Source organism: Clostridium sp. C2-6-12 (assembly GCF_009928485.1).
Taxonomy (GTDB): Bacteria; Bacillota; Clostridia; order Clostridiales; family Clostridiaceae; genus Clostridium.
Genome location: NZ_JAABNP010000007.1, coordinates 38,947 through 51,098 on the forward strand (window position 1 = coordinate 38,947; position 12,152 = coordinate 51,098).

The 12,152-nt window shown below is 29.4% G+C and carries 8 protein-coding genes; 2 read left to right on the top strand and 6 right to left on the bottom strand.

What is annotated here, in order from left to right:
• Positions 1-127 precede the first annotated feature (127 nt).
• The 6 genes from GXK56_RS07535 to treP all read right to left on the bottom strand — a co-directional run bounded on the left by GXK56_RS07535 (position 128) and on the right by treP (position 9,205).
• Complete coding sequence (locus tag GXK56_RS07535) at positions 128-2,209, bottom strand: beta-galactosidase (protein WP_160686787.1); 2,082 nt, start codon at positions 2,207-2,209, stop codon at positions 128-130.
• 298 nt (positions 2,210-2,507) lie between these two features.
• Entirely contained in the window at positions 2,508-3,341 is an 834-nt protein-coding gene (locus GXK56_RS07540; RefSeq protein WP_160686789.1) for a carbohydrate ABC transporter permease, read from the bottom strand.
• Entirely contained in the window at positions 3,334-4,227 is an 894-nt protein-coding gene (locus GXK56_RS07545; protein ID WP_160686791.1) for a sugar ABC transporter permease, read from the bottom strand. Before GXK56_RS07545 ends, GXK56_RS07540 begins: the two co-directional genes overlap by 8 nt.
• 108 nt (positions 4,228-4,335) lie before the next feature.
• On the bottom strand, positions 4,336-5,652 hold the full coding sequence (locus GXK56_RS07550) for an extracellular solute-binding protein (protein ID WP_160686793.1): 1,317 nt from the start codon (positions 5,650-5,652) through the stop codon (positions 4,336-4,338).
• Between the two features lie 360 nt (positions 5,653-6,012).
• Complete coding sequence (gene treC / locus GXK56_RS07555; RefSeq protein WP_160686795.1) at positions 6,013-7,677, bottom strand: alpha,alpha-phosphotrehalase; 1,665 nt, start codon at positions 7,675-7,677, stop codon at positions 6,013-6,015.
• A gap of 118 nt (positions 7,678-7,795) precedes the next feature.
• Complete coding sequence (gene treP, locus GXK56_RS07560) at positions 7,796-9,205, bottom strand: PTS system trehalose-specific EIIBC component (protein WP_160686797.1); 1,410 nt, start codon at positions 9,203-9,205, stop codon at positions 7,796-7,798.
• Positions 9,206-9,735: 530 nt separating this feature from the next.
• On the opposite strand from treP, the gene GXK56_RS07565 reads away from it, so the two are divergent.
• Positions 9,736-11,097, top strand: coding sequence for an MATE family efflux transporter (locus GXK56_RS07565; protein WP_160686799.1), 1,362 nt, complete (start codon positions 9,736-9,738; stop codon positions 11,095-11,097).
• Positions 11,098-11,333: 236 nt separating this feature from the next.
• Complete coding sequence (treR, locus tag GXK56_RS07570) at positions 11,334-12,062, top strand: trehalose operon repressor (RefSeq protein WP_243156045.1); 729 nt, start codon at positions 11,334-11,336, stop codon at positions 12,060-12,062.
• Positions 12,063-12,152: the final 90 nt, after the last annotated feature.

A 12,152-nucleotide genomic window follows, 5' to 3' on the forward strand; every position in this document is an offset into this window, starting at 1 on the left:
GCTATGATAATCATTAAATAAATATTTATTTAAAAGAATCACCATAAATCATTTTTTGATTTATAGTGATTTTCTTATTTTATTGTGATTACAAGCACTTTTAATCCTATGTTCATCACTAATAAAATTATTGTTTCAAAATACAAATTCCATATTTATTTAATTTGATTTCATTTTTTACTTCTTCTCCTGAAAGCATATCGATATATTTTTCTTTTCCAAGTGACACAATCTTTTCTTCTTCAGTAAAGTTCATTACAAAGGTAAAATCATTTTTTCCGTTACTACGTTTTTGAGCTGTAACTCCCTTTGGTAATTCTCCATCTATAACACTCTTAATTTCTAAATCCTTAATAAGCTTTGAGTAGAAATTATTATTAAAGTCTTCTTCTGTTCTTGCTGCTATATAATAAGCCTTTCCTTCGCCATATTTATTTACAGTAACTGCTGGCATATCTTTATAAAAGTCATTTTTATAAACCGCAAGAACTTCTGCTGTTTCTGCATGAATTAAGTCGCAATAATCTTTAACCTCATAAGTTCCTTTTAAGTTTTCTTTATTACCAGTAACAAATTCCAATTCATTAGTTTCATTATCATATAAAGAATCTATTTCTTCTGACCAAATTCCTGTAACTTCTCTAAGTGGTCCTGGGAAGCCTCCTAAGAAGCAAAGATCATTTTCATCTACTATTCCGCTCCAGTAAGTTGTTACAAAGGTTCCGCCTTTTTTAACAAATTCATTTATTCTTTCAGCTACACCTGAACGAACCATATAAAGCATTGGTGCAACTACTAAATCATATTTTGAAATATCTGAGTCCATATTTATTACATCAACTGATATTCCATTTTCCCAAAATACCTTATAGGCTTCTTGGCAGCATTCTGCGTAACCCTTTTTAAATTTCTTCAACCCTTGAAGATCATCAATAGCCCATCTGTTTTCTACATCATAGATTATTGCTACTTTTGATTCTGCTGTTGCTCCTTGAATTTCCTTTAATTTCTTTAAAGCTTCTCCAACTTCTGATACTTCTCTAAATACTCTTGTATTTTCATGTCCACAGTGATCTACTACAGCCCCATGGAATTTTTCAGAAGCTCCTCTTCCCTTTCTCCATTGGAAATATAAAACTGAATCTGCTCCATGAGCTAAGCCTTGCATTGAAGATAAGAAATGCATTCCTGGACGCTTTAACTTATTTGTATCATGCCAGTTTACAAGACTTGGCGTGCTTTCCATAACTAAAAATGGCTGTCCACCCTTTAAAGATCTATATATATCATGTACAAAACCTACATTAGCTGCTAATTCTTCAGTTGTTTCAAAATCATTATGCCATGCAGGATAGTTATCCCAAGATGCCACATCTACTTCTTTAGCAAATTTCCAATAATCTAAACCTAAGAATAATTCCATATGAGGATACCCACCCATGAAATTAGCTGTCACAGGCACCTCTGGGGTAATTTCTCTTATTGGTGCAATTTCATTTTTGTAGAAATCTATTGTTTGGTCCGTAACAAATCTATTCCAGTCAAGGTTGTGAGCATGAACATACATTTCACCTTTTTCTGATGGACTTTCTATTTGAGACCAGCTATTAAATCTATGACTCCAGAAGCCTGTCCACCATGCATCATTTAATTTTTCTAAATCATTATCATATTTTTTCTTAAGCCAATTTCTAAAAGCTTCCTGACAAAGCTCGCAGTGACAGTCACCACCATACTCATTTGAAATATGCCACATTATTAAAGCTGGATGATCTTTATATCTATCTGCTAGAATTTTATTTATTTCATAAGTCTTTTGTCTATAAACTGATGAAGTAAAACAATGATTATGCCTTTGACCATGAAGATTTTTACTTCTATCCTTATTTACTCTTAAAACTTCTGGATATTTTTCTGACATCCAAGCTGGTCTTGCTCCACTTGGAGTAGCCAAAATAACATGAATATTATTTTCAGCCATGTCATCCATAATCTTATCAAGCCAATCAAAAGTATATTTTCCTTCTTCTGGCTCAATTGCACTCCACCCAAATATATTTATAGAAACACAATTACAATTTGCTAATTTTAAAAGACGAACATCTTCCTTTAAAACTTCTGGATACTTTAACCATTGATCTGGATTATAATCCCCTCCATGCAAAAGACCAGTAACCTTATTCATTAATGCTGAATATTCTTTATTCATAGCTACCCTCCAATATTTTGATTTTTTATTGTTTCATGATGATAATTTTTATTAATAATTCATGATGAATAATTGGAATTCACAATTTACAAAGCACAATTAACAATTATATGCTGAAATAGCAAATCTATTTCTTATAAAATATATAGAAAAGCCCGAAGGCTTTTCATCAATAACTCTTAACTCTGAATTGATCTAATGACTTTTCATCCTCTACTCTCAATTCTTAACTAATTTTAAGTTTCTAATTACAGAAAAGTTCCGTATTGTGGCATAGCCACTCTTTTTATAGGTGTAACTATTTTATTGATCCAGTCATTCCTGCAACGAAATGCTTTTGCATTACAAAGAATACAAGCGCAGTTGGTATAGTTGCAATTACTATAGCTATCATTATTAAGCCATAATCAGGTGAATAACTTGAGCCTAAAGTTGAAATAATTAATGGAACTGTCTTCTTTTCTGGTGATTGAAGTGCTATTAATGGCCATAAATATGCATTCCAATTTCCCATGAATGTAATAATAGCTGCTGCTGCATAAGTTGTTTTCATAGTTGGAACGAATATTTTAAAGAAAATACCTACTTCCCCCAAACCATCAATTCTTGCTGCTTCTAAAATTTCCTTAGGGAAAGATTTAGTATTTTGTCTAAATAAGAATATTAAGAAAGCAGTACAAACACTAGGTAAAATTACAGCAAACATTGTATTTAATCCCATAAAACTTAATGGTGTAGATTTCAAACCTGCAAAAAACTTAAATAAAGGAATCATTAACGCTGAAAATGGAACCATCATTGATAAAAGTAAAAAGTTAAAAACTCTATCTCTTGCAGGTGTTCTGAATATTTCAAAACCGTAACCTGCTATAGATGAAACAAGTAATGCAAGCAAAGTTGCTATAATTGCAATCTTAGCTGAATTTCCTAAAGAATTAATAAATCCCAATTCTGGTTTTAAAAGATTATTTAAATTGCTCATAAAATTACTTCCTGGAAGCAATCTACCTCTTGTTACATCAACTGATTTGTTTGTAGCACTAATAATCATCCAAAAGAATGGGAATATAGAAATCAGTGATATTACACTTAAAAAAATATATTTAACTGCTGTATAAAATTTCTTAGTCATTCTTGTCCCCTCCTACTTTAAATTGGATAATTGCTAAAATTATAATCATAACAACAATTAGGTAAGCTACTGCTGTTGCATATCCAAAGTCTGGTGTATAAGTAAAGCTTAAATCGTATATATATTTTGAAATGGTAGTTGTAGCATTTGCTGGACCACCCTTTGTAATGTTCATAACTTCATCAAATAATTGAAGTGTACCAATTGTTGAAGTAATTGTTGTAAATAAAATAATTGGTTTTAATAATGGAACTGTTATATTAGTAAATTTCTTAAATGGAGATGCTCCATCTATTTCAGCTGCTTCATAAATTGAATGATCAATATTTTGTAATCCTGATAAATAGAAAATCATATTATACCCTGTCCATCTCCAAGTGATTGCAATTATTATTAATATTTTTGCCCAAAATGGATGTGTTACCCATTCAATAGGCCCCGAAATAATGTGAATACTCATAAGTAGTTTATTTACTAGCCCATCAGCAGCAAATATACTTTTCATTATTATTGAATATGCAACTAGACCAGTTACACATGGTAAGAAAATTGCTGTTCTAAAAAATCCACTGAATTTTAAATTTTTATCATTAAGAACTGATGAAATAATAAGTGCAAAAATAATCATTATTGGAACTTGAACTAATAAATATATAAATGTATTTCCAATTGCTTTAATTAATGTTGGATCTGAAGCCATTCTTATGTAATTGTCTACGCCACTAAACTTCAAATTATTTCCTTTACCTGATTGCATTGACATGAATAAAGACTGCACCATTGGATAAAAAACAAATAACCCTATTAAAAATGTACCTAAGGCTATAAAAATCCATCCCCACAAATTTTCTTTGCTATTAATACCTGCACTGACTTTACGCTTCATTTTTTTCAACTCCTTAAGATTTATAAAGACTATTTGCTAAATATCTATTTAAAGTTTTAACAAATAGTCTCCATAAACTTCTATTTTTTAGTTATAGTTATGATATTATTATTTGCTTACAGCTGCTTCTGCTTGAGCTTGTGTATCCTTAAGTGTTTCATCTATATTTCCACCAGCTACAATTTTTTGCATTCCTTCTGCCATAACGCTTTCTAATTTATAAGTGTAAAGACCATAGTTTACTGCTGGAACTTTTGTAGTCCAAGCTGCCATATCTTTAAATACTTCTTGATCATTATAGAAATTTACTGGTTTGCTATAGTTTGGAGCTGTACTTGCTGCTTTTAATGTACTAACTAAACCAATAGCTGGAACTAAGTCGTTCATTAAATCTGTATCTGATGCAAAAGTAGTTGCTAGGAAATCTGCTGCTAAATCTGAGTTACCAACTTTATCTAATACATACCAGCTACTACCACCGCTGTTTGATGCATTTACTGATTTAGGATTTGAACCTAATCTTGGAATTGCTGTTACAGCCCATTTACCTTTTTGATCTTCAGCTGCTTGTACAGAAGAAGAAATCCAACATCCACTTGGTACTGTTGCAACTTCACCTTTTTGGAAAGCTGCTAAGAATGCATCCCATCCTGAAATTTGTTTAGTGATACCAGCATCAACTAATTGTTTGTATATTTCAATAGATTGTTTTAAAGCTTCGTTACCTTGAATATTTACTGTTTTACCATCTTCTTTAACATACCATGAACCTGCTGATTGCATCATGATTCTAAGTTGATTTAAATCACTAGGGTCAATAGTAAGCATTGCTTTTCCTGTTTTAGCTTTAACTGCTTTACCAATTTCTAAGTATTTTTCCCAAGTAAGATCTTTCATATCTTCTTTCTTATATCCTGCTTGTTCAATTAAATCTGTTCTGTAGAATAGAGCTGCTACACCACTATCAAATGGTACTCCATAGAATTTATTTCCATCTGACATTACATTTAATTTGTAATCAGCAAATTTAGTTTTGTCTACTTTACTACTTAAATCTTTAATTTCACCTGGATAAGATTGTAAATAATTTTGAATTCTATAATCTTCAATTAATACTACATTTGGAAGTCCATCGTATGTACCTGATGAAAGACTTGTATTTAATTTTTGTACAACATCCTCTTGAGCCATACTTACAACATCAATAGTTACATCTGGATGATTTTTTAAATATCTTTCTTTTGCCATGTTTACGGCCTTAATGTTAAATGTATCATCCCAAGCCCAAACTGTAATTTTTTTATCATCTTTTCCTTTACTTGCTGATGAGCCTGCATTTCCACTTGGTGCTGATGAGCCACATGCCATTAAACTAACTGCCATCATACCAGTTACTACAGCTGCCATAATTTTTTTCAATTTCATAAATTATTCCCCCTATAAAACTTAATATTTATACATTGGCTAATTCATATTTACCATGTATTTGTTTACATTATAGCATCGGTTTTAATGTAAACGTTATTATTATCTTAGTGTCAATTTGTAATAATTTTATCATTAAAATTATTAATTATGACTTTTTTTAGTTATTTGTATTTTATTTATATTTCTATAATAAAATAAATACAAATTTTAATTTTAAAATTAAAATTTGTACAAAAATACTTTCTATAAAATTAAATAAACAAAAATATTCCTTTCAAAACACTACAGTACCCACTTCTAAACTGTTTGCTCTGAAAGGAATATTTTATATAACATTTTATTAATCACTTCAAATTTTTAAACTTCTAAATGATATACTATTGATTCAAATGGTCTTAAAACTATATTATTATTTAAGCTGCTGCTATCTTCATAATTAGATAATAAGATTTTACTATTAGACATATTCTTTAAAATTTCTTCTGGCATTTGAATATTCACTTCTTCCTTGAAGAAATTATTTATAACAATTAAGGTTTCATTCTCTAAAGTTCTTACATATGCTAATACCTTTTTATTATCTTCTAATATGAATTTAATTTGCCCATCTGAAATAACTTCATAATCTTTTCTTAAATGAATTAATTTTTGATAATGATAAAATATTGAAGCTTTATCTTCTAAAGCTTTTTTAGCATTTATATCTTTATATTTATTGCAAATTGGAATCCAAGGAGTCCCCTTTGTAAATCCAGCATTTTCTTCATCATTCCATTGCATAGGTGTTCTCGAATTATCTCTAGATTTTTCTTTTAGTATTTCTAATATTTCTCTTTCTGGTTTTCCTTGTTCCTTTAAAATATTAAAGTAATTTATAGACTCTACATCTCTATATTTTTCAATAGTATCGAAATATGGATTAGTCATACCAAATTCTTCACCTTGGTAAATGTAAGGAGTACCTCTCATCATATGAATTGCAGTCCCAAGCATTTTAGCGCTTTCCTTTAAGTATTCTTTATCATCTCCAAATCTTGAAACTATTCTAGGCTGATCATGATTACACCAAAATAAAGCATTCCATCCACTTCCATCTTGAATCCTCTCTTGCCAGGTTTTAAATAATTCCTTTAATTGTTTAAAATCAAAATCCATTACTGTCCATTTGTCACCTTTATAATAATCTACCTTCAAATGATGAAAATTAAATACCATTGACAATTCTTTTTCTTCAGGATTTGAATATTTTATGCAGTTATCAATAGTTGTTGATGACATTTCACCAACTGTAATGATATCTTCATATTTTCCATAGGTATTTTCATTAAGTTCATGTAAATATTCATGAATTCTTGGTCCATCTGTATAGAATCTTCTACCATCGCCTTCTAAATCATTTTCAAGTAGTTCTGGTTTTGAAATTAAATTTATCACATCAAATCTTAGACCTTTAACACCTTTCTCTAACCAAAAGTTTACTATATTATATATTTCTTTTCTCACTTCTTCATTGTCCCAATTTAAATCAGCCTGTGTCTTATCAAAAAGATGTAAATAATATTCATCAAACTTTTCTACATACTCCCAAGCATTCCCTCCAAATTTAGACTGCCAATTTGTAGGCGGTTCATTATTAACTGGTTCCTTGAAAATATAAAACTCTTTATATTTATTTTCTCCTGTTAAAGCTTTTTTAAACCAATTATGCTCCGTTGATGTGTGATTAAGTACCATATCCAGCATTATATAAATATCTCTTTTTTTAGCTTCCTTAACCAACTTTTCAAAATCTTCTAAAGTCCCAAAAGATTGATCTATATTATAATAATCTGATATATCATAACCATTATCTACTTGAGGAGAAGGATAAAAAGGAGTAAGCCATATATAATCTATTCCTAAAGTTTTTAAATAATCTAATTTTTCTATTACTCCGTTTAAATCTCCAATTCCGTCATCGTTTGTATCATAAAATGATTTAGGATATATTTGATAGACAGTACTTTTCTTAAAATCCTTCATAATTTTTATCCTTTCAACAATATCGCTTTCACTTGCTTTTATACTATTTGATTTTAGTTATTATATAGACTACATGTAAATAATGTAGTCTATAATTAATATAATTTTTAGCTTAGTATTATTTAATGCCTTTCTTTTTTCCTACTATCACAGTAAGGATAAAAGGTATTACTATAGCTACTACCATACATATTGCAAACATAACCATAAATGCAGGTTTAATTGATAATATTCCTGGCAGTCCACCAACACCAATTGAATTTGCCATTACACCACTTCCTACAGAAATTACTGCTGCCACTGCTGATCCTGCCATTCCACAGAAAAATGGAAAACTATATTTTAAATTAACACCAAACATTGCTGGTTCAGTTACTCCAAGATATGCTGAAATACAAGCTGGTACGTTAACTTCTTGAGCTTCTTGATTTTTTCTTTGTAAATATATCATTGCTAACACTGCTGAACCTTGAGCAATATTAGATAGAGCTATCATTGGCCAAAGTGATGTTCCATTAAATTGTGCCATTAATTGAAGATCTATTGCATTTGTCATATGGTGTAGTCCTGTAATAACTAATGGTGCATATAAGAAACCAAAAACTGCTGCAAAAACTGCACCAAGAGATGATGTAAGTCCTCCATATACTGCTTTCGAGATTACTGAACCAATTGCCCAGCCTACAGGACCTATTACTGTATGAGCTATTAATACAGCTGGTACTAAAGCTAAAAACGGTACAACTATCATAGATATTGAAGCTGGACTTATTTTTCTTGCGCCTCTTTCAAGAAATACTAATGTAAAGCCTGCCATTATAGCTGGTATAACTTGTGCTTGATACCCTATCATCTTTATTTGTGCAAAACCAAAATCCCAATAAGGAATCTTATCAGCACCTGCTACTGCATATGCATTTAAAAGTTGTGGTGAAACTAATGTAATACCTAATACTATACCAAGGATTTGAGTTGTCCCCATTTTCTTTGTTATAGACCACGTTATACCAACAGGTAAGAAGTGGAATATAGCTTCTCCAATTAGCCATAAGAAACTATTTGTTCCTGCCCAGAACTGAGACACTTCAACCAAAGATTTTGTACCATTTTCTAATAATTTCATATCTCCAATAATGTTTCTAAAACCTAAAATCAAACCTCCAACTATGATTGCTGGAATAAGTGGAGAAAATATTTCTGCTATGTTTGCCATAAGCTTTTGCATAAAAGTCATGTTGTTTTTAGCTGCATTTTTAACTTCATCTTTACTTACGCCATCTATACCTGAAACTTTAATAAAATCATTATAAAAAGTCGATACTTCATTTCCTATAACAACTTGAAATTGACCTGCTTGAGTAAAAGTTCCTTTAACACTTTTTAACTTTTCAATTTTATCTTTATCCGCCTTATCTGGATCATTTAATACAAATCTCATTCTTGTAACACAATGAGTAACAGCTGATATATTTTCACGACCACCAACGTATTCTAATAGTTCTTTTGCATCATTTTCAAATTTACCCATAAATTAAAACCTCCTGAATTTTATCTTAATACCTAATGAATAATTTCTTAGTTCATGACACAGATCTGTTTTTAATATTGATTTAATATTATTTTTAGTTTTTTCTTTTTCACATTTAAATGTTTACATCTTTATCTTAATTTATCTTGAACATATAGTCAATAGTTTTTATAAAATTTGTTTAAACAAATTTTATAAATCTTTCTAGGTCTCTTTATTAGTGTATTTTAATTACCAAAACGCCCTTAAATATGTTTAAACATATTTTCAAATATACAATAATTGTTCACAAAAATATCTTATGCATAATTTTATAAATAATAAAACTCCCATTTTGCCAATATGGATAATTTGTCACAATCATTCCAAATATAATTGCGCTAGATATTTGAATATTCATGATTAAGTAGTATATAATTATACAATGTATAATGGTAAATCAAAATAAACAAAAAACTTATTAAGCTAATTAGATGCAGTCATCTGCTAATATACATTGTACAATAACTATTTATAGGAGATGTAACTTAATGAATGATAAAGTAAAAAACATGACGGAAGGAAAACCTATAAAACTTATTTTTCTATTTGCATTACCACTGATTTTGGGAAATGTTTTTCAACAGTTATATAATGTTGTAGATACTGTAGTAATCGGAAAATTCATTGGAGTAGAAGCATTAGCGGCAGTTGGTTCAGGAGCTTGGCTAAATTGGATGTCTATAGATGTTATAATTGGATTTACTCAAGGCTTTTCAATACTTATTTCTCAGTACTTTGGAGAAAATAATATTATGAGACTTAAAAAAACTATAACCATGTCCGTGATTCTTGCTTCCATAATGGGTATTTCAATGACAATATTAACTTTAGTGGTAGCTGAACCTGTTTTAATTCTATTAAATACACCTAACAATATAATTCATGATGCACTTATTTTTCTAAGGATTGCTTTTTGTGGAATACCTGCAATTTTAGCATATAATACTTGTTCAGCAATCCTTAGAGCATTAGGAAATAGCAAAACTCCATTTATAGCTATGATAATTGCATCTATTATAAATCTAGTATTAGATTTCATTTTTGTCCTTGGATTTAAATGGGGAATTAAAGGACCTGCAATAGCAACTGTGATAGCCCAATTATTTTCATTTATATATTGCTTAAATAATATAAGACATATATCCATATTAAAATTTACTCGTGAAGATTTTAAAATTGATACATACATAATTAAGAAGTTAATATATTTGGGGATACCTATATCTTTCCAAAATGGAATAATAGGTTTTGGAGGCCTTGTTGTACAATATGTGGTAAATGGTTTTGGATTTATATTCGTGGCAGGTTTTACAGCAACTAATAAACTTTATGGATTACTCGAATTAGTAGCTGTTTCATTAGGCTATGCAACAGCTACTTATACTGGACAAAACTTAGGTGCAAAGAAATATGACCGTATACGCAAAGGAATAAATTCTGCCCTACAGATGGCAATTGGAACCTCTCTACTGCTTTCAGTAATTTTAATTATGTTTGGTCGTTATATTGTAGCTATGTTTATATCAGGAAATCCTGAAGAAGTTAGACTAGTTACTGATATATCAAGTAATTATCTAACTATAATGAGTAGCTTACTTTTTATTTTGTACATGCTTCATATATATAGAAATGCCCTTCAAGGAATGGGTGATACTATTATTCCAATGATTTCAGGAATTGTTGAATTGACTATGCGTATTTCAGTAGCTCTATTACTTCCTCTCTTAATTGGCCAAACCGGAATATACTTTGCAGAAGTAGCCGCTTGGCTTGGAGCAGAAGTTATTTTAATGGTTGCATATTATATTAAGATTAAAAAACTTAATGGAGCAGAAATACAGTTAAAATAATAGAAAATAGATTTAATTCTAGAAATCACATACATATTTCTAGAATAGGTAATAAAAATACAGTATAATATATATGTTGTAATTTATGATATACATTTGACTTCTTTATGGATATTCTATGAGCTATTGATAATTGTATATTTTTAATTGCAATATATAATTCTGATTTAAAATAGATTTAATACATTTTAAAATAATCAGAATTTTTTAGCCATAAATCTAATATTTTAAGAGGAGTGTTTCTTTTGCCTAGCGTAAAATTTAAAGATATATATCAGACATTAAAAAATAATATAGATAATGGAAAATATGATGCTTCTATGATGCTTCCTACTGAAATGGAATTAGTAAGCCAGTTTGACTGCAGTCGAAATACTGTTAGAAGAGCAATTAGCGAATTAAGTAAGGATGGTTATGTTAAAAGTGTCAAAGGTAAAGGTGTAATTTTATTAGAAAATAGAGAATCTATAGAGCTTCCTATTGGAAACTTATTAGGCTTACAAGAATTACATTTGAAAAAGAAATTTACTACAAGCGTTGTAAATTTTTCAAAAATAACTATAGATGAATCTTTGTCTAAAAAAACTGCTTTAAATTTAAACACAGAAGTTTATCATCTTAATAGAATAAGATTTTATGATAATGAGCCTATTATTTTAGATATTAATTACTTCAGTACTGATGTTGTAAAAGATTTATCAATAGAAATAGCTCAAAATTCTGTCTATGAATATATTGAAAAAGAGTTACATACAAAAATTCTTGCTTCAAAAAAGGTTATTGTTGTTGAACACGCTACTGAATTAGATAAGAGATTTTTAGATTTAGGAACATATGACTGTGTTGCAGTTGTAAAAACCTATGCTTATACTGATTCTGGAAAGCTTTTTGAATATACAGAATCTCGTCATAGACCAGATAAATTTGTATTTGTTGAATCTTCTTCTATTAGAAAAAGTGATTAATTTATTATGAAAAATATGAAAAGCCCTTTGCTAATATGAAATCTCATTATTAGCAAAAGGCTTTTCTTTTTAGTGACTATGACCATATTA

Excerpts from the sequence above, each read along its gene's own strand:
- GXK56_RS07535 (WP_160686787.1), bottom strand. The coding sequence starts at position 2,209 with ATGAATAAAGAATATTCAGCATTAATGAATAAGGTTACTGGTCTTTTG.
- GXK56_RS07540 (WP_160686789.1), bottom strand. The coding sequence starts at position 3,341 with ATGACTAAGAAATTTTATACAGCAGTTAAATATATTTTTTTAAGTGTA.
- GXK56_RS07545 (WP_160686791.1), bottom strand. The coding sequence starts at position 4,227 with ATGAAGCGTAAAGTCAGTGCAGGTATTAATAGCAAAGAAAATTTGTGG.
- GXK56_RS07550 (WP_160686793.1), bottom strand. The coding sequence starts at position 5,652 with ATGAAATTGAAAAAAATTATGGCAGCTGTAGTAACTGGTATGATGGCA.
- treC (WP_160686795.1), bottom strand. The coding sequence starts at position 7,677 with ATGAAGGATTTTAAGAAAAGTACTGTCTATCAAATATATCCTAAATCA.
- treP (WP_160686797.1), bottom strand. The coding sequence starts at position 9,205 with ATGGGTAAATTTGAAAATGATGCAAAAGAACTATTAGAATACGTTGGT.
- GXK56_RS07565 (WP_160686799.1), top strand. The coding sequence starts at position 9,736 with ATGAATGATAAAGTAAAAAACATGACGGAAGGAAAACCTATAAAACTT.